19 protein-coding genes and 1 riboswitch are annotated in these 21,904 nt (G+C 67.7%); of the genes, 7 read left to right on the plus strand and 12 right to left on the minus strand.

Going from position 1 to position 21,904, the window contains the following annotated elements:
• Window positions 1-39 precede the first annotated feature (39 nt).
• From metF to ahcY, 3 genes are read right to left on the minus strand one after another with little or no spacing between them, the layout of a single operon-like run.
• Window positions 40-864: a methylenetetrahydrofolate reductase [NAD(P)H] gene (gene metF / locus FFI97_RS21410; RefSeq protein WP_062482359.1), complete on the minus strand. Its 825-nt coding sequence runs from the start codon at window positions 862-864 to the stop codon at window positions 40-42.
• 10 nt (window positions 865-874) lie between these two features.
• Window positions 875-1,708 (minus strand): TlyA family RNA methyltransferase, encoded by an 834-nt coding sequence (locus FFI97_RS21415; RefSeq protein ID WP_139706035.1) that lies wholly within the window; start codon window positions 1,706-1,708, stop codon window positions 875-877.
• Window positions 1,709-1,713: 5 nt separating this feature from the next.
• Entirely contained in the window at window positions 1,714-3,153 is a 1,440-nt protein-coding gene (gene ahcY, locus FFI97_RS21420; protein ID WP_070062885.1) for an adenosylhomocysteinase, read from the minus strand.
• Between the two features lie 65 nt (window positions 3,154-3,218).
• Window positions 3,219-3,287: riboswitch (S-adenosyl-L-homocysteine riboswitch) on the minus strand.
• Window positions 3,288-3,538: 251 nt separating this feature from the next.
• Here ahcY and phaP point away from each other — a divergent pair.
• The 6 genes from phaP (at window position 3,539) to FFI97_RS21450 (ending at window position 8,870) form a co-directional block, all read left to right on the plus strand.
• A complete protein-coding gene (gene phaP, locus FFI97_RS21425) occupies window positions 3,539-4,036 on the plus strand; it encodes a TIGR01841 family phasin (RefSeq protein ID WP_139706033.1) in 498 nt (165 codons plus the stop codon).
• A gap of 22 nt (window positions 4,037-4,058) precedes the next feature.
• Entirely contained in the window at window positions 4,059-4,988 is a 930-nt protein-coding gene (locus FFI97_RS21430) for an alpha/beta fold hydrolase (RefSeq protein WP_095947938.1), read from the plus strand.
• Between the two features lie 44 nt (window positions 4,989-5,032).
• Complete coding sequence (locus FFI97_RS21435) at window positions 5,033-5,476, plus strand: hypothetical protein (RefSeq protein ID WP_139706031.1); 444 nt, start codon at window positions 5,033-5,035, stop codon at window positions 5,474-5,476.
• Window positions 5,473-6,546, plus strand: a complete 1,074-nt coding sequence (locus tag FFI97_RS21440) for an alpha/beta fold hydrolase (protein ID WP_139706029.1) — start codon at window positions 5,473-5,475, stop codon at window positions 6,544-6,546. The genes FFI97_RS21435 and FFI97_RS21440 overlap by 4 nt, the downstream gene beginning before the upstream one ends.
• 25 nt (window positions 6,547-6,571) lie before the next feature.
• Window positions 6,572-7,165, plus strand: a complete 594-nt coding sequence (locus FFI97_RS21445; RefSeq protein WP_139706027.1) for a GNAT family N-acetyltransferase — start codon at window positions 6,572-6,574, stop codon at window positions 7,163-7,165.
• A 76-nt stretch (window positions 7,166-7,241) separates the two neighbouring features.
• Window positions 7,242-8,870 carry a peptide chain release factor 3 gene (locus FFI97_RS21450; RefSeq protein ID WP_062482912.1) on the plus strand — a complete coding sequence of 543 codons (1,629 nt, stop codon included), beginning with the start codon at window positions 7,242-7,244 and terminating at the stop codon, window positions 8,868-8,870.
• Window positions 8,871-8,898: 28 nt separating this feature from the next.
• Here the strand turns inward: FFI97_RS21450 and FFI97_RS21455 are convergent, their stop codons facing one another.
• The 5 genes from FFI97_RS21455 to FFI97_RS21475 form a co-directional block, all read right to left on the minus strand.
• Window positions 8,899-9,702, minus strand: a complete 804-nt coding sequence (locus FFI97_RS21455; RefSeq protein ID WP_139701383.1) for an ABC transporter permease — start codon at window positions 9,700-9,702, stop codon at window positions 8,899-8,901.
• 184 nt (window positions 9,703-9,886) lie between these two features.
• Window positions 9,887-10,927, minus strand: coding sequence for a DNA methyltransferase (locus tag FFI97_RS21460; RefSeq protein ID WP_139701382.1), 1,041 nt, complete (start codon window positions 10,925-10,927; stop codon window positions 9,887-9,889).
• Window positions 10,924-12,114, minus strand: coding sequence for a hypothetical protein (locus FFI97_RS21465; protein WP_260685099.1), 1,191 nt, complete (start codon window positions 12,112-12,114; stop codon window positions 10,924-10,926). The genes FFI97_RS21460 and FFI97_RS21465 overlap by 4 nt, the downstream gene beginning before the upstream one ends.
• Before the next feature lie 85 nt (window positions 12,115-12,199).
• Window positions 12,200-13,042: an ABC transporter permease gene (locus tag FFI97_RS21470; RefSeq protein ID WP_139701405.1), complete on the minus strand. Its 843-nt coding sequence runs from the start codon at window positions 13,040-13,042 to the stop codon at window positions 12,200-12,202.
• Between the two features lie 8 nt (window positions 13,043-13,050).
• The gene (locus FFI97_RS21475; protein ID WP_139701381.1) at window positions 13,051-14,046 is read right to left on the minus strand and encodes an ATP-binding cassette domain-containing protein; all 996 of its coding nucleotides are present in this window, start codon (window positions 14,044-14,046) and stop codon (window positions 13,051-13,053) included.
• Between the two features lie 95 nt (window positions 14,047-14,141).
• On the opposite strand from FFI97_RS21475, the gene FFI97_RS21480 reads away from it, so the two are divergent.
• Window positions 14,142-14,966, plus strand: a complete 825-nt coding sequence (locus FFI97_RS21480) for an HAD-IIB family hydrolase (protein ID WP_139701380.1) — start codon at window positions 14,142-14,144, stop codon at window positions 14,964-14,966.
• Window positions 14,967-15,076: 110 nt separating this feature from the next.
• Here the strand turns inward: FFI97_RS21480 and FFI97_RS21485 are convergent, their stop codons facing one another.
• From FFI97_RS21485 to FFI97_RS21500, 4 genes are all read right to left on the minus strand, one after another.
• Window positions 15,077-16,273 carry a porin gene (locus FFI97_RS21485; protein WP_139701379.1) on the minus strand — a complete coding sequence of 399 codons (1,197 nt, stop codon included), beginning with the start codon at window positions 16,271-16,273 and terminating at the stop codon, window positions 15,077-15,079.
• Window positions 16,274-16,506: 233 nt separating this feature from the next.
• Entirely contained in the window at window positions 16,507-19,716 is a 3,210-nt protein-coding gene (locus FFI97_RS21490) for a type I restriction endonuclease subunit R (RefSeq protein ID WP_139701378.1), read from the minus strand.
• 4 nt (window positions 19,717-19,720) lie between these two features.
• Window positions 19,721-20,869, minus strand: coding sequence for a Fic family protein (locus FFI97_RS21495; RefSeq protein ID WP_139701377.1), 1,149 nt, complete (start codon window positions 20,867-20,869; stop codon window positions 19,721-19,723).
• 112 nt (window positions 20,870-20,981) lie between these two features.
• Window positions 20,982-21,815 carry a GIY-YIG nuclease family protein gene (locus FFI97_RS21500; RefSeq protein WP_260685151.1) on the minus strand — a complete coding sequence of 278 codons (834 nt, stop codon included), beginning with the start codon at window positions 21,813-21,815 and terminating at the stop codon, window positions 20,982-20,984.
• Between the last annotated feature and the right edge of the window lie 89 nt (window positions 21,816-21,904).

Consider the following 21,904-nt stretch of genomic DNA (forward strand, 5'->3'; position numbering starts at 1 on the left):
GCACGCAGGAGACCGCGACGGCGACCGCGCGCAGCCCTCTCAATCCAGGCGCTCCAGGATCGCCAGCGTGGCCGCCGACTGGTTCATCGTGTAGAAGTGGATCGCGGGTGCGCCGCCCGCTTGCAGGCGCGCGCACAGGTCGGTCACCACGTCCAGGCCGAAGGCCTTGATGGAGGCCGTGTCGTCGCCGAAGCCCTGCAGCCGCAGGCGGATCCAACGCGGGATCTCGGCGCCGCAGGCGTCCGAGAAACGCATGAGCTGCGTCGAGCTCGTGATGGGCATGATGCCCGGCACGATCGGCGTGTCGAGCCCCAGCTTGCGCGCGTCGTCGACGAAGCGGAAGTAGGCCTCGGGGCTGAAGAAATACTGCGTGATGGCCGAGTCGGCGCCGGCCTTCATCTTGGTCGCGAAGGCCTGCAGGTCGGCTTCGGGCGAGCGCGCCTGCGGATGCACTTCGGGGTAGCAGGCCACCTCGATGTGGAAGTCGCGGCCGGTCTCCTCGCGGATGAAGGCGACGAGGTCGCTCGCGTACTGGAACTCGCCACCGATGCCGTAGCCGCTGGGCAGGTCGCCGCGCAGCGCGACCAGGCGCTTCACGCCCATGGCCTTCAGCTCGGCCAACTGCTCACGCACCGTGGCGCGCGTGGCGCCGATGCACGAGAAGTGGCTGGCAGCATCCACGCCCTCGGCCAGGATCTCCTGCACCGCACCGAAGGTGCCCTGGTGCGTGGAGCCGCCCGCGCCGTAGGTGACCGAGCAGAACTGCGGCTTGCGCGCATACAGCTGCTGGCGCACGGCGCGCAGCTTGACCGCGCCTTCGGGCGTCTTGGTCGGGAAGAATTCGAAACTCAGCGGAAGGCGCACCTGCGTCTCCTTAGGAACCGTCGCCCGCCTTGGCAGCAGCACGAACGGCGTGAATGAAAAACTCGCGGTTGCCGTCGCCCCCGGCGATCGGGCTGTCGAACCAGCGCAGCACCTTCAGGTCGAGCGCCGCGCAGGCGTCGTGCAGGCGCTTCTCGACCACAGCGTACATCGCCTCGTCGCGCACGATGCCGCCCTTGCCGACCTGGCCGGGCTGCAGTTCGAACTGCGGCTTGACCAGCATCAGCAACTGGCCGTCGTCGGCCAGGAACTGCACCACGGCCGGCAGCACCAGCGTGAGCGAGATGAAGGACAGGTCGCCGACGATGAGGTCGAAGCGCGGCTCGGCCGGGGCTTCGACAGCTTCGAGCGCCTCACCCACCTCGTCGTCCTCGCCCTCGTCCACCTGCAGGTCGGCCGGCGACAACGCCCGCGCATTGACGCCTTCGATGGCGACCACGCGTTCGTCCTCGCGCATGCGCGCATGCAGCTGCCCGTGACCGACGTCGACGCCCACCACCTTGGCGGCGCCATGCTGCAGCAGGCAGTCGGTGAAGCCACCGGTCGACTGGCCGACGTCCAGGCAGAGCTTGCCGGTCGGGTCCACGCCGCTGGTCTTCAGCGCGCCTTCGAGCTTGAGGCCGCCACGCGACACGTAGCGTGCCTCGGCGGCGTCGGCGAGCTCGAGCTCGGCCGACTCGGGCACTTCGTCCTTGTTCTTGGCGACGTTGCGCCACGCGTCGCCCGTGCCCGCGTCACGCCAGCGCATGCCGCCGGCGATGAGCCGCACGGCTTGCGAACGCGACGCGGCCAGGCCGCGCTCCACCAACAGTTGATCGGCGCGCACGCGGATCAATAGCGGTAGGTGTCCGGCTTGTAAGGGCCGTTCTTGTCCACGCCGATGTAGGCGGCTTGCGAGTCGGTCAGCTCGGTGAGCATGGCGCCGACCTTCTTCAGGTGCAGGCGCGCGACCTTCTCGTCCAGATGCTTGGGCAGCACGTAGACCTTGCCGGCCTGGTAGGCGTCGGGCTTGGTGAACAGCTCGATCTGGGCGATGGTCTGGTTGGCGAACGACGACGACATCACGAAGCTCGGGTGGCCCGTGCCGCAGCCCAGGTTCACGAGGCGGCCCTTGGCGAGCAGGATGATCTTCTTGCCGTCGGGGAAGGTGATGTGGTCGACCTGCGGCTTGATCTCTTCCCACTCGTACTTCTCGATCGACGCGACGTCGATCTCGTTGTCGAAGTGGCCGATGTTGCAGACGATGGCCTGGTCCTTCATGGCGGCCATGTGCTCGTGGCGGATCACGTCGCGGTTGCCGGTGGTGGTCACGAAGATGTCGGCCTTGTCAGCGGCGTACTCCATGGTCACGACCTTGTAGCCTTCCATCGCGGCCTGCAGGGCGTTGATGGGGTCGATCTCAGTCACCCACACCTGCGCCGACAGTGCGCGCAGGGCCTGGGCCGAGCCCTTGCCCACGTCGCCGTAGCCGGCCACGCAGGCCACCTTGCCAGCGATCATCACGTCGGTGGCGCGCTTGATGCCGTCGACCAGCGATTCGCGGCAGCCGTACAGGTTGTCGAACTTGCTCTTGGTGACCGAGTCGTTCACGTTGATGGCGCGGAACAGCAGCGTGCCCTTGGCGCTCATCTCGTTCAGGCGGTGCACGCCGGTGGTCGTCTCTTCGGTCACGCCGATGATCTCGGCCGACTTGCGGGTGTACCAGGTGTCGTCCACGGCCAGCTTGGCCTTGATGGCGGCGTACAGAATGCGTTCTTCTTCGCTGGTCGGGTTGGCGAGCACGCCCAGGTCTTTTTCAGCGCGCTGGCCCAGGTGCATGAGCAGCGTGGCGTCGCCGCCGTCGTCCAGGATCATGTTCGGGCCTTCGCCCTTCGAGCCCTTGGGGCCGAAGTCGAAGATGGCGTGGGTGTAGTCCCAGTAGTCCTTCAACGACTCGCCCTTGATGGCGAACACCGGGGTGCCGGCGGCGGCGATGGCGGCAGCGGCGTGGTCCTGCGTCGAGAAGATGTTGCACGAGGCCCAGCGCACTTCGGCGCCCAGGGCTTGCAGCGTCTCGATCAGCACGGCCGTCTGGATGGTCATGTGCAGCGAGCCCGTGATGCGCGCGCCCTTCAGGGCCTGGCCCTTCGAGAACTCTTCACGGATGGCCATCAGGCCGGGCATCTCGGTTTCGGCGATCTTGATTTCCTTGCGGCCCCAGGCGGCAAGGGACAGGTCGGCAATCGCCTGGTCGGCGGTCGAGACGGGGGTGGGCTTGAGTACAGCGCTCATGTGAACTCCAAAACTGGTTTGAAAGATGCCACTGCGTACGGGGAAGAAAGACTCACCGCGAGAACAGCGGGTGAGCGTGGTTGCGATGTGGTCCGAGCCTCACGCCTGACGGCGCTGCAACGCTCCTCGGAGCGCCGGATTGTAGTCGCGGCCGCCCGGCCCGCCAATCGACCGGGGCATCCCACATCACGGAAAGCGCGGGCGCCCGCTAGGCCGGGCCGTGCGGCGCGGGCCACCCCGGGAAACTCCGCAGGCAAATCCGCGCTTGGAGCGCCCTCGGCCGCGCCGGCCCGGCGTATCGTGGCGGCGGGCCCCGGCCGCCCGGCCGCTGCCTGCATCCACCCGTTCGATTGTTTTCATCACCCGACACAGGAGATTCCGCACCATGGCCACTGCCAAGAAAGCCGCCGCGAAAAAAACCACCGCCAGCAGCGCCGGCGCGAAGCAGGCGGCACCGTCCGCCGCGGACATGCTCGATCCGATGAAGAACCTCAAGGGCATGGCCGAGCGCCTGCAGAACCTGAACCTCACCGGCGGCGCCGGCAAGCTGCTCGACAGCGGCCGCAAGGACCTGCAGGCGCTGATGCAGGCCAACGAGAAGTCCTACCAGGGCCTGCAGACCGTGGTGCAGCGACAGACCGAGATGATCAAGACGGCCATCGCCGAATGGCAGACCGCCGCCAAGGCGATGCCGGGCAAGGACCCGAAGGAAAACCTGGCCAAGCTCGACGAGTTGGGCCGCCAGTCGTTCCAGCGCGCCGTCGACGACATCAAGGAGCTGGCCACCCTGGCCGCCAAGTCGCAGGCCGACGCCTTCGACGTGGTGCGCCAGCGCATCCAGTCCAACGTGGACGAGGTCACGAAGCTGCTGCAGCGCAAGTAACAAGAAGAAAAGAAAGGCCCGCATGACCGCCGTCGCGCCCCGCACCGAACGGCGCACCCGCGCCAACGGCATCGAACTGGCCTGGGACAGCTTCGGCGACCCCGAGGCGCCGCCGCTGTTGCTGGTCATGGGCCTCGGCGCCCAGATGGTCGCGTGGGACGACGCGTTCTGCGCCGCCCTGGCGCAGGCCGGCGGCCACCACGTGATCCGCTTCGACAACCGCGACATCGGCCACTCCACCCACCTGCCGCACGCCGGCGTGCCCGACATCCAGGCGCTGATGCTGCAGGCCATGGCCGGGCGCCCGCTGCAGGTGCCCTACACGCTGCGCGACATGGCCGACGACTGCGCCGGCCTGCTCGACGCGCTGGGCATCGCGCGCGCCCACGTCGTGGGGGCGTCGATGGGCGGCGCCATCGGGCAGGAGATGGCCATCCACCATCCGGGGCGGATGCGCTCGCTCACCAGCATCATGTCGAGCACCGGCGACCCGGCCCTGCCGCCGCCCACGCCGGAGGCGCTGGCGGTGCTGTTCGCGCCCGCGCCGACGAGCTTCGAGGCCTACCTGCCGCACCACGCCAAGCTGTGGCGCGTGCTGCGCGGCCCCGACGCCTTTCCGCTCGACGAGGCGCGCGACGCCGAGCGCGCGCAGCTGGCCTTCCTGCGCGGCCTCAACCCGGGCGGCGTGGCGCGGCAGCTGGCGGCCGTGTTCGCGTCGGGCAACCGCAAGCCGGCGCTGCGCGCGGTGCAGGTGCCCACGCTGGTGATTCACGGCGACGTCGATCCGCTGGTGCCCGTGGCCTGCGGCATCGACGTGGCCGAGGCCATTCCCGGCGCGACGCTGCTGCGCATCCCGCGCATGGGCCATGCGCTGCCGATCGCGATGTGGCCGCAGATCATCGAGGCCATCGCCGCGCACACCGCACGGGCGGCGCGGCGCGACGATCACTGAAGAAAAAGAGACAACGACAAAAGACCCAGACGGAGGTGTTTTTCATGAGCCAGTTTCCGTCCCTCGATCCCATGGCCCTGTGGCGCGAGCTCACGGCCCAGTGGGAAAAAAGCACCAACGAATTCGCCAACGAAGCCATGGCCTCGGACCCGTTCCGCCAGGGCATGCACGGCGGCATGAACGCCTCGCTCACCGCGCAGAAGGCGGTGGGCGACCTGATGGCGCGCTACCTCACGCTGCTGAACCTGCCCACGCGCGCCGACCTGCAGGCGCTGGGCGAGCAGCTGCACCGCATCGACGACCACCTGGCGGGCATCCGCCGCGCGCTGGAAGGCGGGGCCGGACCTGCCGCACGGACCGCCGACGCAGCCACCGCCCCGCCCCGGCCGCGCCGCACCAAGCAGCCGCCCACGGCGGCGGCAGCGCCTGCACCGGCCGCCAAGACCGCCGCCGCAAAGAAACGCCCCGCTGGAAAGCGCCGCTCATGAGCGCGCCGCCCGACACCTTCCAGCTGCCCGACATCCGCGGCGAGATCGAGCGCACGATCCAGCGCAACATCAAGGGGCTGGACTTCCTGACCTCGACCGCGCCCGCCGTCGGCCTCACGCCCAAGGACGAGATCCACCGGCGCGGCACGCTGAGCCTGTACCACTACCGCCCGATGGTCGACGAGATCTACCGCGTGCCGGTGCTCATGGTGATGGCCACCACCAACCGCGCCTACATCTTCGACCTCGCGCCGGGCCAGAGCATGGTCGAGTACCTGCTGCTCAAGGGCTACGACGTCTACGTGATGGACTGGAACGCGCCGCGCCCCGACGAGAAGCGCCTGCGCATCGAGGACTACGTGCTCGACTTCATTCCTGATTCGATCCGCCGCGTGCAGGAAGACTCGGGCGAGGACGACGTGACCATCGCCGGCTACTGCATGGGCGGCGTGCTCTCCACGCTGTACGCGGCGCTGCACCCCGGCGGGCCGATGAAGAACCTGGCGCTCTTCACCACGCCGATCGACTTCAGCCGCATGAAGCTCTTTCATGCGTGGTCCGACCGGCGCTACTTCGACGTCGACCGCCTCATCGACACCGTGGGCAACGTGCCGCCCGAGATGCTGTTCGCCTCCTTCGACATGCTGCGCCCCGCCGGGCGCGGTGCCGGGCTGGTGCAGCTGTGGGACAACATGGCCAGCGACGAGTTCGTCAAGTCGTACCGCATGTTCGACCGCTGGGGCGCCGAGATGCTGCCGCTGGCCGGCGAGTACTTCCGCCAGACGGTGAAGGAACTCATGTGGGACAACAAGCTGCACAAGGGCGAGCTGGTGCTCGGCGGGCGCCCCGTGCTGCTGAAGAACATCACCGTGCCGGTGCTGCACGCGCTCGCGCAACACGACCACATCGTGCCCTACGAGGCGGGCCAGCCGCTGATCGCCGGCATCGGCTCCACCGACAAGGAAGAGGTGGTGCTCAAGGGCGGCCACGTGAGCCTGGCGGCCGGCACCAACGCCGTGCGGCGGCTGTGGCCCAAGCTCGACGAGTGGCTGGGCGTGCGCTCCACCTGACGAACACAACCATCCCCCTACGCTCATGACCGCATCTTCTTCCCGCACCTACCCGCGCACCGTTTCCCACGCGGACGGCGACATCGCCCTGCGCCTGATGACCGGCGCCGACGCGCCCGCCGTGCTGGCCTTCGCGCAGGCGCTGCCGGCGCACGACCTGCTCTTTCTGCCGCGCGACATCACCGAGCCCAAGGTGATGGCCGCCTGGGTCCGCGCCATCGAGCGCGGCGACATCGACAGCGTGCTCGCCGTGCGCGACGGCGCCGTGCTGGGCTGCGCCGCCGTCATCCGCGACCCGCATTCGTGGTCGGGCCACGTGGCCGAGCTGCGCGTGCTGGTGTCGCCCGCGCTGCGCGGCGGCGGCCTGGGCCAGCAGCTGGCGCAGGAGGGCTGCGCGCTGGCCTTCGCCCACGGGCAGGAAAAGATCGTCGCCCAGATGACCGTCGACCAGCGCGGCGCCATCGCCGTCTTCCAGGCCCTGGGCTTCCGGCCCGAGGCCCTGCTCACGCGCCACGTGAAGGACCGCGAGGGCAAGGCGCACGACCTCGTGGTGCTGAGCCAGGACGCGGCGCAGGTCGAGGCACAGATGCGGGCGTACGGGGTGACGGAGGCGTTTTAGGCCCATCGGCGGGGGATTGAGGGGGTTGGCGGGGCGGCCTCCTAAAATCGGGGGATTCCCCTGCAGATTGCCCACCTTGTCTTTTCTCGCCGAAACCCGCCGCCGTCGCACCTTCGCGATCATTTCCCACCCTGACGCCGGCAAGACCACGCTGACCGAAAAATTGCTGCTGTTCTCGGGCGCGATCCAGATCGCCGGCTCGGTGAAGGCCCGCAAGGCCTCGCGCCACGCCACCTCCGACTGGATGGAAATCGAGAAGCAGCGCGGCATCTCGGTGGCCTCGTCGGTGATGCAGATGGTGTACCGCGAGCACGTGATCAACCTGCTCGACACGCCCGGCCACAAGGACTTCTCGGAGGACACCTACCGCGTGCTCACCGCCGTCGACTCGGCGCTGATGGTGATCGACGCGGCCAACGGCGTGGAAGCGCAGACGCGCCGGCTGATCGAGGTCTGCCGCCAGCGCGACACGCCCATCATCACCTTCGTCAACAAGATGGACCGTGAAGTGCGCGAGCCGCTGGACATCCTGGACGAGGTGGAGCGCGAACTCGGCATGCCCTGTGTGCCCATGACCTGGCCCGTGGGCCAGGGCAAGAGCTTCCGCGGCATCATGAACCTGCGCACGCAGGCGATGACGGTGTTCGAGTCGGGCAGCGAGCGGCTGCCGCACGACTTCGAGACCATTCCGCTGAGCGAACGCGACACGCTCGTCAAGCGCTTCGGCGCCGACTTCGAGCACGCCATGGAAAGCATGGAACTGGCCACCGGCGCCTCCCCCACCTGGGACCGCGAGGCCTTCCTGGCGGGCAAGCAGACGCCGGTGTTCTTCGGCTCGGGCGTGAACAACTTCGGCGTGATGGAAGTGCTCGACGCGCTGGTCGACCTGGCGCCCTCGCCGCAGTCGCGCACCAGCACCACGCTGGTCAACCGCCAGCCGGTAGTGAAAGAGATCCAGCCCGAGGACAAGGACTTCGCGGGCGTGGTCTTCAAGGTGCAGGCCAACATGGACGCCAACCACCGCGACCGCATCGCCTTCGTGCGCATGGCCTCGGGCAAGTACACGCCGGGCATGAAGCTGAAGGTGCAGCGCACCGCGAAGGAGCTGCGCCCTACCAGCGTCGTGACCTTCATGAGCCAGCGCCGCGAGGCGGTGGAAGAGGCCTACGCGGGCGACATCGTGGGCTTCACCACGCACGGCGGCGTGCAACTGGGCGACACCATCACCGACGGCGCGAACCTGCAGTTCACCGGACTGCCCTTCTTCGCGCCCGAGCTGTTCATGACCGTGATCCTGAAGAACCCGCTGCGCACCAAGCAGCTGCAGCAGGGCCTGGCCCAGCTGGGCGAGGAAGGCGCGATCCAGGTCTTCCGCCCCGAGGTCGGCGGCCCGATGCTCCTGGGCGCCGTCGGCCAGCTGCAGTTCGAAGTGGTGCAGCACCGCCTGAAGGCCGAGTACGACGCCGACGTGCGCCTCGAAGGCTGCCAGTACACGGGCGCGCGCTGGATCACGGCCGACACCCCGGCCGAGCTGCGCGAGTTCGTCCACGCCTACCCGGTGCGCATGGCCAAGGACGCGGCCGACACGCTGGCCTTTTTGTGCACCTCGCCGTACGACGTGCGGCTGGCGCAGGAGCGTTTTCCGAAGATCCACTTCCATCCGCTGCGCGAGCACGCGGGGCTGGCGCTGCAGAGCGCGGGCTGATCGATCGATCGGATGACCGTCGGGCGCGTCAGCTGCCCGACGAGGTGTAGTGGCGCAGCCCGAGGCGCCACGCACCGAACGCCGCCGCGAGGAACACGAAGCCCGCGAGCGGCGACACCCACCCCACCCAGGCCGGCGCGCCCAGCGGATCGGGCTTGCCCAGGATCGCCAGCACCGGGTAGTACGCCACGCAGGCCAGCGGCACGATGAAGGTCAGCACGCGGCGGAACCACTGCGCATAGAGCGCCAGCGGGTACTGCGCCGCCTGCACGCCGCCGTAGGTGAGCACGTTGGCGATCTCCAGGCTCTCGACGGTCCAGAACGACAGCGTGCCCTGCAGCACGAGGATGCCGAGGAACAGCGCGATGCCGCCGGCCGTGGCGAACGTGGCGATGGCCACGGCGCTGGGGGTCCATGCGATGTCAGCCTGCACGGTCGCGAAGGCCAGCACGAGCAGGCCCTGCAGCAGACGGCCCAGGCGGCTGATGCGCACGTCGTGGCCCATGAGCTGCAACGCGAGCGGGCGTGGACGCAGCAGCAACCGGTCGAAGGTGCCGGTGCGCAGAAACTCGGTGCCCAGCACGTCGAAGCCGCGACCCAATGCGTCGGCGAGGGCGAACATGCAGTTCACGAGGCCATAGAACAGCGCGACCTCGCCGATGCCCCAGCCCTGTACCTCGCCGAAGCGATGGAACAGCGCCCAGACGGCGACGACCTCGATGCCTGTGCCCAGGAACTGGCCGAGGGTCAGCAGCAACGCGGACGCAGGGTACCTGGCCTGGCCGCTGATGGAGGCGGCCATGAGGCGGAAGAAGAGAGGGAGGGCGCCCATCTTCAATGGCCCCCACCGCTGTTCAGGGCGCGTGCACAGGCCACCGGGTACTTCCCTCCGCGAATGTCCCCCGGGCTTCGCCCTCCTCCTTGATTTCGCTGCGGGAAGCACCCAGTGTCCTGCACACACCGAGTGCGGTCGTGGTGCCGGTCGGTCCACCGCTGTGCGGATTGCGTCATGCCACTCATTGCTCGTAGCAGATGTCGAGCCGGATCAATGCGCCGCGGGCATCGATGCGGTCGGCTCGGAAATAGAAGCGGCCGCGGTAGCTGTCGAGGTGAAGGGGCCCGGTGACCGGGTCGCCCCAGCTCGTCACCGAGAAGCCGTGCGCACGCAACCATCCCAGCAGGGCGTCCAGGCGCTGCGGGTCGGCGTCAACGTGGATGTCTGCGTCTGCGGGCGGCGTGCCCTGTGGGTCCTGCTGCCAGCGTGCAAAGCTGCCGAACAGCGTGAAGACGTGTCCTGCGGCGCGCATGGCATCGAGCAGCGCGGCAGTGGCTGCCAGGTCGATGCGCTCGCGCTGCTTGCGAAAGACCAGCGCGTGTTCGTGGCGCCGGTCGGTGCGGGCATCGGTGTCGCTGTCTGCCGCATCGTGCGGATAGACCAGCACGCGCTCCTCCTCCATCGTGAAGAGCGAACCCAGGATGCGGGCGAGATCGAAGGCCAGCGGCAGCACGCGATCGCCGATCCGGAGGTTCTCCACCATCGCGATGCAGGCACCGCCCTCGCGCAATCCGGCGCGGACGCGGTGGAAGACGTTGCGCAGGCCGTCGAGGTGCTGCGCGTAGCTCGGGCTGTCGTAGAGCTGGGAGGTTGCCTGCGCACCGGTCCAGCGGCAACCGAAGTAGGGGACGTTCGTCAGGCACAGGTCGAAGGGCGGGAGCGCGGCGTCTTCGAGCGCATCGCACGAGGCGTGCAGGAGCGTCGTGCCGTGGGCGAGGCCGTGGCGTGACAGCCGCTCGCGGACGAGGTCGATGCGGTTGGCATCGACTTCGCAGCCCAAGGCCCGTCGGTCTTCGAGGCGCGCCGCGAGCAGCGTCGTGCCGAAGCCGGCGAAGGGGTCGAACACCGTGTCGCCCGGTTGCGAGAACCGGCGCACGAAGGGCAGCATCTGCTCGAGCCATCCGCAATCGCGCCCGCCCATCGGGTCGCGCGCGCGCAGGTCGTCCGGCAGCCGGTAGCGCGGCGATTCATGGTCGAGCATCAGCCAGCTGTGACTGCTCATGGGCAGGCCTGTGCGGTGCGCGTGTCGAGCAGCACGTCGTGCCCCGGCTCCCAGCCGGCGCAGAGCTGTCCGTCGGCAAAGTAGACGAGCTTGTAGACGTCGCCGGTCGCGTGGCGCGCGTGCATGGCGCCGTAGTCGGCGCTTTCGAAGACGACCGTCAGGCCGCTGTCGGTGCGCAGGCGCAGGTTCCAGAAGTAGTAGCCCTCGGTGAGGCTTTCGAGGGTCCACCCGCGCGAGATGTCGGGGTCGTCGAGGCAGGCCGTCAGCAGCGCGTCCATCGAGACCCGCTGCGTGCGCAGATAGCGCGCGGTGGCGTTGTCGCGATAGCCGTCGTCGAGCCGCGAGAACTCCCGGAAGACGACGGTGCCGGCGCCGCATTGCCGTGCCCACGCGAGGTACGCGGCCACGTCGGTCGGCTGCGCGACGCCGCCGCGCTGGAGGATGCACACGAGCCGCAGCGCCAGCGCATCGGCGAGCTGGCGCGCGGTGCGCTCGAACACGACGGGATCGCCGATGGCCACCTCGGGCCGGAATCGCATGATGGCCTGGTTGACCGCGCCGTCGTGGTGGTGGCGGGACAGCTCCAGCCAGCTCATTTCGAAGCGTTGCAGCGCGCGCCGCAGCACCTCGCCCTGCGGGCCGGCAAAGCCTGCGCCGTTGGTATAGAGCACACGGTCCTCGACCACCGGGCCCTGGCTTTCGCCCTCGGCCAGCGTGTGCAGCAGCCGGAGCATCCAATCGGTGTCGTCGCTCGTTTCCAGGCCCGAGAGCGACCACGACAGCGGCACGCCGCGCAAGGCGCGCAGCGCGCGGGACAGGCCGTCGAAGTAGTCGGGCGCCGGACGCAGCCGGGACGCCGAGGTTCCGCCGTCGGTCTTGCGCAGATTTTCCGAGCAGAAGCCGCAACGTGCCGAACAAGGCTTCACGGAGGCGTATGGCGTGAACGTGAGGGGCAGCGCAAAGCGTCGCGCGACGCCGCCGATCGTGTGCGTGTGCCAGCGCGCGGCCTCGTTCGAAGGCGGCGTGCGAAGGGTCACCCCGCGCACGGAGCGGCGAAGGCGTTCGAAGAGCGGGGAACTCGCGCTGCGCGGCAGATCGGCCACGGCGATCTGGTCGATCGCGCAGGTCACGGTCCGCACGGCGAGGGGCGTCGGCGCATCGGCTTCAACGGGAATGACGGGGCGCATGGCAGGGGCGGGGTTGTCGCACCCGCCACCATACGACAGCGCTGCCTCCGAGGGCGGGAGTGGCTCCCTGCGCGCGCCCGTCACCCTAGCCACCCTGTACCTGCAGACTGCGCATCGTGCGCCCCATCGCCATCCGCCCGAACGCGACAAGCGCCACGATCCAGCAGCACTGCAGCCCCAGCGCGCCCAGCGCATGCGAGCCGCTCAGTTGTCCGAAGTAGAGCCGCGCCGGAATGTCGAACAGCCCCGCCAGCGGCTGCACCAGCAGCGCGGTCTGCCAGGCGTCGGGCAGCAGCGCCAGCGGCAGCAGGTTGCCCGAGAACACGATGACCACGGGTGTCGCCACCGCCTGGATGCCGCGCTCGTTGAGCGCTGCCGTGGTCGCCACGTTGAGCAGCATCACCATCGCGGTCGAGAGCAAGAGGCCCAGCACCACCGACAGCAGGAACGCCGCGCCAGCCATCGCGCTCGCAGGCAGTTGCCAGGCCCAGTCGCCCAGCCCCACCAGCGGCAATGCGACCGCCGCGAAGGCCGCCATCAACGCCACGCGCGGCAACAGGCGCGCCGCGATCCAGCCGGCCGTGCGCGCGAACCACAGCGCGTAGGCGTCCACCGGGCGCAGCCGGTCGTAGGCGACCGCCCCCGTGCGCGCGGCCTGCGCCACTTCGGGGTCGCCGAGCCAGGGCATGAGCACCAGCAGGCCCTGCGCGAGCCAGGTGTAGGTGATGGCCTGGGCCAGCGACATCGACGAGGCCGCGCCTGCGATGGCGCTGCCGCTGTAGAACGCGGCGAACACCATCACCTTGATGCCGCCCCACCAGCACTGCGTGGCAAAGCCTGCGAGCGCCGCCGTGCGGTACTGCAGCATCTGCAGGAAGCGCGAGACGAACGCCGCGACATACGGCCGGGCGAGGTCGCGCGGGCCCATGGCCGGCCTCACGCCTCGGCCGCTCCGTGCATGGCGTAGAAGCGCGCGATCACGGCTTCGATCGCGAGGCCTTCGAGGCGGATGTCTTCCACGGCGTGCGCGCCGGCGATGCGGGCGATGAGCGCGGGCGCGGGGGTCTGCTTGGGGTCGAAGTCGAGCACCAGCGTCTGGCCATCGCGCGAATGCACGGTGGCGCCGTCGACGTGCGCGGGCAGCGTGGCGTCCTGTGCAAAGTCGACCACCAGCCGGCGCTCGGCCATTACCTGCGCGCGCAGCGCCTCGACGGGGCTGTCGGCCAGCACGCGGCCGTGGCCGATCACGATCACGCGCTGGGCCAGGGCCTCGATGTCGTGCATGTCGTGTGTGGTCAGCAGCACGGTGGTGCCGCGCTCGCGGTTGGCGCGGCGCACGAAGTCGCGCACGGCGAGCTTGGAGGGCGCATCGAGGCCGATGGTCGGCTCGTCGAGGAACAGGATGTCGGGCTCGTGCAGCAGCGCCGCCGCAATCTCGGCGCGCATGCGCTGGCCCAGCGAGAGCTGGCGCACCGGCTGGTCGAGCACGCGCTCCAGGTGCAGCAGCGCGACCAGCTCGTCGCGCGTGCGGCGGTAGCGTTGCGGGTCGACGCGGTAGATGTCGCGCAGCAGGTCGAAGCCGTCGCCCACGGGCAGGTCCCACCACAGCTGCGTGCGCTGGCCGAAGACCACGCCGATGCGCGCCACGTGCCGCTCGCGGTCAGCAAAGGGGTCGCGCCCGTCGACTTCCACGCGCCCGCCGTCGGGCCGCAGGATGCCCGAGAGGATCTTGATGGTGGTCGACTTGCCCGCGCCGTTCGGCCCGATGAAGCCCAGCAGCTCGCCGCGCTCCAGCGCGAACGACACGCCCGACAGCGCCTCCACCGTGCGGTGGCGGCGCTGCAGCAGGCCGCGCAACGCACCGCGCAGGCCGGGGTCGCGCTCGGACACCCGGTAGGTCTTGCGGAGGTTGTCGACGAGGATGTGAGGCATGGTGAGAAGCGCCGCGCCGGCCTGAAAGCGCGGCGGGGGCGGGATGCTACACGAAAGCGCCGGTACGATCACGGGCCCTTTCGAGAATCCTGTCCATGTCTTCGCCTCCCCTGCCCGCCTCGCCCCACCACCTGCTGCCGCTCACGCGCTGGCCCGCCGACGCGCGCGCGGCGCTGGTCGGCGTGTTCACCGACATCGACGACACGCTCACCACCGATGGCGCGATCACGCCCGATGCGTTGAAGGCGCTGGCCGACCTGAAGGCCGCCGGCCTCGCGGTGGTCGCCATCACCGGCCGGCCCGTGGGCTGGAGCCTGCCCTTCGTGAACAGCTGGCCGGTCGACGCCATCGTGGCCGAGAACGGCGCGGTGGCGCTGCGCCCGGCGGCCGATGGCGGCGTCGAGAAGCGCTACCAGCAGGACGCCGCCACGCGCGCCGCCAACTTCGCGCGCATGCAGGCCGTGCTGGCGCGCATCGAGCGCGAGATTCCGGGCGCCGGCCGCGCCACCGACTCGCCCGGGCGCGAGACCGACATCGCCATCGACCACAGCGAGTTCGTGACGCTGAGCGACGACACCATCGCGCGCGTCGTCGCGCTGATGCGCAGCGAAGGCATGCACGCCACCGTGAGCAGCATCCACATCAACGGCTGGTACGGCGACAACGACAAGCTCGAGGGCGCGCGCTGGATCGTGCGCGAGCTCTGGGGCCGCACGCTCGACGACGAGATGGACCGCTGGGCCTACGTGGGCGATTCCACCAACGACCAGCTGATGTTCCGCAGCTTCGCGCACAGCATCGGCGTGGCGAACGTCGCGCGCTTCGTGCCGCAGCTGGAGCACCTGCCGCGCTACGTGACGCAGGGCGAGCGCGGCGCGGGGTTTGCGCAGGCCGCGCACGCGGTGCTGTCGGCGCGCTGAGCCGCGCACGAAAAAAAGGCCCGCGCAGGGCGGGCCGAATGGACCGGTTGAACGACCCTTGGAGAAACTTGCAGGGGTGAGGGTCGCGCGATGCGCGACCCTTCAGGACATCAGAACGTGTGGCGGATGCCGAACTCGTAGCCCATCGAGCTCTTGGCCTGCAGCGCGGTGCGGTTGAACGTGGTGGCGTACGACGGGCCGGCACCCACCGTGAGCCCTGCGCCGTTCTTGTTGCTGACGCGCGCGACCGTGCCGTACAGCGCGGTGCGCTTGGACAGGTTGTGCACGTAGCCCAGCGCGAGCTTGCTGGCCTTCGGATCGGCGTTGTTCACGCCGAACACGGGCACGCGGTTGAAGTCGTACTTGACCTGCGAATACGACGCGCGGATCACGCCCGGGCCGATCGGCACGGTCACGCCCAGCAGGTAGCCGGTGAGGTCCACGTCCTGGCCGGGCGTGAAGATGTTCAGCGCGTTGCGCTCGTCCTTCGAACGCGAGATTTCGCCGAACAGCTTGGCCACGCCGAAGTCGTAGGTCGCGCCGAGGTTGAAGATCTTGACCTTGCCCGGGCGCGCCACGGCGGCGGCGCCGCTGCCGGTCGTGAAGCTGGTGTCGTTCTGCGCGTAGCTGGCGGCGATGTCGAACGGGCCCGTCGTGTAGCCCAGGCGACCGCCGATGTGGCGGCCGGTGTTGGTGCTGGCGGCGGTGTCGGGCGACAGGCGCGTCTGCTCGGCCAGGCCGTAGGCCACGTTGCCGTAGAAGCCGCCCAGGCGCGGCAGGAAGTACTGCACCATGTTGCTGGCGCGCTTGTAGGTGCCGTTGCTGCCGTAGCCGCTGCCCGGCACGCTGGCTTCGTTGGCGTCGATGATCAGCGAGCCGCCGATGCCGGTGTCGCCGAACGGATCGAACTGTTCTTCGTTCATCACCGTGGCGGTCTTGTCGCGGCCCAGGCGCAGTTCGCCGAAGCTGCCTGCCAGGCTCACGGTCGAGCGGCGGGTGAAGTTCGAGACGCCGGTGGCGCCGTCGTCATTGGTGATCGGGGCTTCGAGCCAGAAGCTGGCCGACAGGCCGCCGCCCAGGTCTTCCACGCCGCGGAAACCGAGGCGGCTCGAGCTCAGGCCCGAATTCGCCAGCTCGCTGCGGCTGGCCTTCACGCTGTAGGCGGGACCGAAGGGGGTGGTCGAAACGCTCTTGTTCGCTACGTTGCGGTAGGCGGCATCGACCACGCCGAACAGGGTCACGGTCGATTGCGCCGACGCGGCGCCGCAGGCTGCGATGGCAGCCAGAACAAGCAGGGATTTTTTCATTTATGTCACTCCAGGAGGGGGATGTCGCTGCGCCGAAACCGGGCGCGACTTTGGGACGTCCGGGCCTTGTTGCCGCGAGACTGGGTCCGAGTTTTCCTTCACTGGAAGACAAAGGGATTACATAGGGTTAACACCTAAATTACGAAGGGGCTTAGGGGGTGAGTTCGGGACATCGATCGCGGATCGGATACGCGCCGTATGACGACGCGGCAACGGCAGCGCCGCCGCGCTGCTCAGTCCACCATCTCGGTCGCCAGCGCCTCGGCCTGCCGTAGCACGAGTTCAACCGCCGCATCCTGCTGGTCCGGCGGGTACTTGTATTTGCGCAGGATGCGCTTGACCAGCAAGCGCAGCTTGGCGCGTACGCTCTCTCGCTTTTCCCAGTCGACCGAGAGGTTCTGCCGAAGGCTCTCGGTCAGTTCGTGCGCGATTTTCTTCAGCGTCTCATCGGTCAGGTCACGTACCGCGGATTCGTTGTCGATCAACGCAGAGTAGAAGCGCACTTCGTCTTCGGTGAGCCCCAGTTTTTCGCCTTGCGATGCGGCCTCGCGAAACTTCCTGGCCATGTCGACCAGCTCTTCCATCACCTGCGCGGTTTCGATGGAGCGGTTCTGGTAGCGCTTGATGACGTTGCCAAGCAGCTCGGAAAACTTGCGGTCCAGCACCACGTTGCCAGCGAACCGGCTCTTGATTTCGCCCTCCAGCAGACGCTCCAGCAGCTCGACCGCCAGATTGCGCTCCGGCAGGCTACGGACCTGCGCCAAGAAGGCTTCGTCCAGTAGCCCGATGTTCGGCTTCTCGAGCCCCACTGCGTCGAAGATGTCGACCACGCTTTCGGACACCACCGCCGAACCGATGATCTGGCGAATGGCCAGTTCGCGTTGCTCGTCGGTGCGCTTCTTCGCCGTGAGTTCCTTCTTCGTCAGGATCACCTTCACGCCTTGCAGAAAGGCCACCTCCTCGCGCACCGCCTTGGCCTCGTCGAGCGTGCAGCACAAGGTGAAGGCCTTGCTCATCTCGAGTGCCAAATCCGCAAAGCGCTTCTTGCCGTCCTTGATGCCGAGCACATGGTTCGCCGCACCCGCCAGCACCTTGTGTCCGCCGGTCAGAAAACCGCTGTAGTCAAAGCTATGCAACATCCCGCGCAGCACATCGATCTTCTCGGCCAGCACACTGTAGGCCTCGTGCGCATCCACCGTGGGCCGGCCTCGGCCATTGCTCGCGGTGTACTCCTTCATCGCCGCCTTCAGCTCGTTGCCGATGCCGATGTAGTCGACCACCAGCCCACCCTGCTTGTTGCTGAACACGCGGTTCACGCGCGCAATGGCCTGCATGAGGTTGTGGCCCTTCATCGGCTTGTCGACGTAGAGCGTGTGCACGCAGGGTGCATCGAAACCGGTCAGCCACATATCGCGCACGATCACCAATCGCAGCGGATCGGCAGGATCCTTGAAGCGCTTTTCAAGCCGCTTCTTCACTTGCGGGCTGTAGATATGCGGCCGCAGCAGTGCCTTGTCGCTGGCCGAGCCGGTCATCACGATCTTGACGGCGCCTTTCTCGGGGTCGGCGTCATGCCAGTCGGGGCGTAGTTTCTTGATTTCGTCGTACAGATGAACGCAGATGTCGCGGCTCATTGCCACCACCATGGCTTTGCCGTTCTGCGCCTTGTTCCGCTCTTCGAAGTGCGCCACCAAATCTGCAGCGACGCTCGCCACGCGCGGCTCGGCGCCCACCACTTTCTCAAGCGCGGTCCATTTGCTCTTGAGGCGCGACTGGTCGCTTTCTTCTTCGTCTTCGGCCAGCTCGTCGACCTCGTCGTCAAGCAGTGCCAGCTCAGATTCTTTCAGCCGCAGTTTGGCGAGACGCGACTCGTAGTAGATCGCCACGGTCGCGCCGTCTTCGCGGGCCTGCTGCATGTCGTAGACATGGATGTAGTCACCGAACACGGCGCGCGTGTCCCGATCTTCACCGCTTACCGGCGTGCCAGTGAAAGCCACGAATGTGGCGTTGGGCAGTGCGTCGCGCAGGTGCTGTGCATAGCCAACCTGATAACGCTCCACCGTGCCCGCGCCCGAGCCATAGGCAGGCGACGGCGCGAGGGCCACATGGTGCGACGTTGCTAGGCCGTCACCTGTGGCGATGGCCTTGGTTTCCGCCTGCGTAGCGGACACCTTGCGCACCTTGAGCTTGGCCTCGAATCCGTACTGCGTGCGATGCGCCTCGTCGGCGATCACCACGATGTTGTGGCGGTCCGACAGCACCGGAAAACTGTCCTCGTCCTCGCCCGGCATGAACTTCTGGATGGTCGCGAACACGATGCCGCCCGAGGGGCGATTCGCCAGCAACGCACGCAATTGCTGCCGCGTGGTGGCCTGCACTGGCTGTTCACGCAAAAGATCCTGGGCCAGGCTGAAAACGCCGAAGAGCTGCCCATCCAGGTCATTGCGATCGGTGATGACGACGATAGTGGGGTTGGCCATGGCCGGCTCCTGCATCACACGCGCGGCGAAACACGTCATGGTGATGCTCTTGCCGCTGCCCTGCGTGTGCCACACCACGCCGCCCTTGCCCTGGATGCCCTTTGCTGCACCCGGCCGCGAAGCCGCGACCACCTGCCCGATGGCCGCGCGCACCGCGTGAAACTGGTGATAGCCCGCGATCTTCTTGACCAGCTCGCCATCGTCCTCGAACAACACGAAGTAGCGCAGGTAGTCCAACAGGTAGACCGGCGCCAACACGCCCCGCACCAGGGTCTGCAGCTCATTGAACTCGCCCAGCGGATCGAGCGTGAGGCCATCTATGGTCCGCCATGCCATGAAGCGCTCACCATTGCTCGACAGCGAGCCCAGCAAGGCCTCGGTGCCATCGGAGATGACCAACAACTCGTTGTACTGGAAGACGTCCTGGATCTGCTCCTTGTACGTCTGGAGCTGGTCATAGGCCTTCCAGACATCGGCGTTCTGGTCGGCGGGATTCTTGATTTCAAGCAGCACCAGCGGCAGGCCGTTGACGAACAGCACGATGTCGGGACGGCGCGTGTGGTGCGACCCCTTGATGCTGAACTGGTTGACCGCCAGCCATTCGTTGCGCTCGATGCCGGCCCAGTCGATCAGCTGCACGAAATCGCCGCGCGTCTCCCCGTCTTTCTGGTACTGCACCGGCACGCCCGCCACCAGCAGCTTGTGGAACTGGCGATTGGCCGACAGCAGCACCGGCGTGCCCAGTTCGAGCACCTGCTTGAGCGCATCGTCCCGCGCCACCGCAGGCACCCCCGGGTTGAGTCGGTCGATCGCGTCGCGCAACCGGCCCGCGAGCACCACCTGCCGGTAGTTGGCGCGCTCCGGCGCAGCGCTGTCGGGCGCCATGTCGGGGCCATAGCAGTGCATGTAGCCCACGTCGACCAGCCAGGCGATGGCTTCTTGTTCCAGTTGATCTTCGGTCATGTATTCAACCCGTCAGAAGCGCGATGTACGGCTGGTAGCTGAAGCTGCGGTTCGTCTTCTGCCCCGTCAACTCCGTCACGATGCCCAGGTCTTCCAGCGTCTTCACGGCGGCACTGGCGGTCGGAAAGCTCGTGCCGAGCTTCTGGCGCACCCGCTCGACGGTAAAGCGCGGCATCAGGGGCAAAAGCTCGAACAAGCGATAGCTTGCCGGCCCCGCTTTCGGGGCTTCGAGCAAGCGGCGACGATCGGTCGCCACCAGGCTCGCGATGGTCACGATGCCGCGTTCGGCATCCGTGGCGGCAGTGGCCACGCCTTCCAGAAAGAAACTCACCCAACCCTCCCAGTCACCGTCCGTGCGCACATTCGACAGGCGGCGGTAGTACTCCGCCTGGTGCTGCTTCAAATAGCCGCTGAGATACATCAGCGGCTCGGACAGCAGCGCCCAGTGTTCGAGCAGCGCGGCAATCAACAGCCGACCGATGCGGCCATTGCCGTCCAGGAAGGGGTGGATGGTTTCGAACTGCGCATGCACCAGGGCGATCTTCACCAGCGGCGGCAGGGTGGACGAAGCGTCGCCGTGAATGAACCGCTCCATGTCGGCCAGCAGCCCGGCCACATGCTCTGCCGGCGGCGGCACGAACACGGCGTTGCCCGGTCGCGTGCCACCGATCCAGTTCTGCGAGCGGCGCAGAGCGCCCGGCTGCTTGCCGGTGCCACGCGCACCGTCGAGCAGCAGCCCGTGCGCCTCGGACAAGAGCCGAACGCTGATGGGCAGGCCGGCGGGGTTGCGCAGGTTCTCTTGCACCAGCCGGAAGGCGCGCAGGTAATTGGTGACCTCTTCCACGTCGTCCGTGTTGCGAACGGGAAAGCCGGCCTCCTCGTCGAACAGGTCCGCCAGCGTGGCCTGCGTGCCCTCGATCTGGGACGTGAGGAGCGCCTCCTTGCGAACCGCGCTGTAGAGGAGCCAGTCCACGGAGGGCACCAGACCCGAAACGCCCGACAGCCGGGCCAACGCCAGTTCGGCGGCGCGATTGAGCTCTACAAACGACGCTGACGCCAGCGCCGGGTCACGCGGGGGCAGCGGATGCGGCACGAAGGCCTGAACGGCTTCGCCCGAAGTGCTGGAGGTGACGTAGGTGCCCGTGCTGCGCATTGGATGAAAGCATTCTTGAATGGCTGGCCGGGGTATTAAAGCAGGCTTTAATGAATCGGTCAGCTATTAAAGAAGCGCTTCATCCAAGGAAGCGACCGAACACCAGGGCGCCCTATCCCAACGCCCCCGAAGCCACGGCTTTTTGGCGTTTCAACTCGTCCAGCGTCTTACCGGCGGGATCTTTCCACTCGAGCCAGCCGTTGGAACTGCGGCCAAGCACAACATCCGAGGCGCCGCTGGGTGAACGGAACAACACATCACGCTGAAACACGTAGGCGCCGTTGTCCAACACAAGATCACCCGCATCAATCAAACGCTGCCGATGCTTGCCTGGGGACAACGGGACCAGGCTCGGCACGATGTCCACGCGGCTGCGAGCACCCGCCAGCACCACCATGCCCTCTTCTGTGTATTGGCCTGTCGCTTCGGCACCCGGCCCCTTGCAACGAAAGAGAAGCTGAGGCTCTGGATTCGTCTGCGTCACCGCCGGCACGCCGATGTTCTGCGGCGCCTCCCGACGAACAGCAAGCGGCTCGAAGATCGGCTGGCCCAAGGTCGAGACCAGTGTGCGGATGGTGTCGAAGATTTCCTGGCAGTCCGCTTCCAGCGAAGGTGGCGTGTGTGGCTTGGACCCGGCGTTTCCGTTCTCAACCGAATAGCGCTGAGCCAGATTGGCTTGCTCGATGCTTCGCCACTCCAGGTACATCGCATGCGTCTGTGTGAGGCTGTGCGTCAGGGATATCGCCACCAACGCACGGTTCCAGAATTCCCGCTTCGGGTCCAGATCGTGTTCGTTGAGTCGCTTGCCCACCGTGCCGGTCTGTCCTGCGTACACGGACGGTTGGTCTTTCTCTTCGTCGTCGCCGATCAGGTAGTAAACGCCGACCTGCCGCGATTCAGGCATGAGTAGGAATTCGGACAGGAGTGGTCGCGGCACTTCGATCATCTGCACGATGCTCGTTGTCAGGGCTGCAACACGGATGCCTCGCGGGTCACCTGTAGGCAGAAAAATCTGGATGGTACGAGGGCGGTGCA

The organism is Variovorax sp. KBS0712 (assembly GCF_006323185.2).
Lineage (GTDB): Bacteria > Pseudomonadota > Gammaproteobacteria > Burkholderiales > Burkholderiaceae_C > Variovorax > Variovorax boronicumulans.

Coding starts and splice junctions, on each gene's coding strand:
- ahcY (WP_070062885.1), bottom strand. CDS start 3,153: ATGAGCGCTGTACTCAAGCCCACCCCCGTCTCGACCGCCGACCAGGCG.
- FFI97_RS21455 (WP_139701383.1), bottom strand. CDS start 9,702: ATGGGCGCCCTCCCTCTCTTCTTCCGCCTCATGGCCGCCTCCATCAGC.
- FFI97_RS21430 (WP_095947938.1), top strand. CDS start 4,059: ATGACCGCCGTCGCGCCCCGCACCGAACGGCGCACCCGCGCCAACGGC.
- FFI97_RS21485 (WP_139701379.1), bottom strand. CDS start 16,273: ATGAAAAAATCCCTGCTTGTTCTGGCTGCCATCGCAGCCTGCGGCGCC.
- FFI97_RS21480 (WP_139701380.1), top strand. CDS start 14,142: ATGTCTTCGCCTCCCCTGCCCGCCTCGCCCCACCACCTGCTGCCGCTC.
- FFI97_RS21435 (WP_139706031.1), top strand. CDS start 5,033: ATGAGCCAGTTTCCGTCCCTCGATCCCATGGCCCTGTGGCGCGAGCTC.
- FFI97_RS21465 (WP_260685099.1), bottom strand. CDS start 12,114: ATGCGCCCCGTCATTCCCGTTGAAGCCGATGCGCCGACGCCCCTCGCC.
- FFI97_RS21500 (WP_260685151.1), bottom strand. CDS start 21,815: ATGATCGAAGTGCCGCGACCACTCCTGTCCGAATTCCTACTCATGCCT.
- FFI97_RS21475 (WP_139701381.1), bottom strand. CDS start 14,046: ATGCCTCACATCCTCGTCGACAACCTCCGCAAGACCTACCGGGTGTCC.
- FFI97_RS21495 (WP_139701377.1), bottom strand. CDS start 20,869: ATGCGCAGCACGGGCACCTACGTCACCTCCAGCACTTCGGGCGAAGCC.
- FFI97_RS21440 (WP_139706029.1), top strand. CDS start 5,473: ATGAGCGCGCCGCCCGACACCTTCCAGCTGCCCGACATCCGCGGCGAG.
- phaP (WP_139706033.1), top strand. CDS start 3,539: ATGGCCACTGCCAAGAAAGCCGCCGCGAAAAAAACCACCGCCAGCAGC.
- FFI97_RS21445 (WP_139706027.1), top strand. CDS start 6,572: ATGACCGCATCTTCTTCCCGCACCTACCCGCGCACCGTTTCCCACGCG.
- FFI97_RS21460 (WP_139701382.1), bottom strand. CDS start 10,927: ATGAGCAGTCACAGCTGGCTGATGCTCGACCATGAATCGCCGCGCTAC.
- FFI97_RS21490 (WP_139701378.1), bottom strand. CDS start 19,716: ATGACCGAAGATCAACTGGAACAAGAAGCCATCGCCTGGCTGGTCGAC.
- FFI97_RS21470 (WP_139701405.1), bottom strand. CDS start 13,042: ATGGGCCCGCGCGACCTCGCCCGGCCGTATGTCGCGGCGTTCGTCTCG.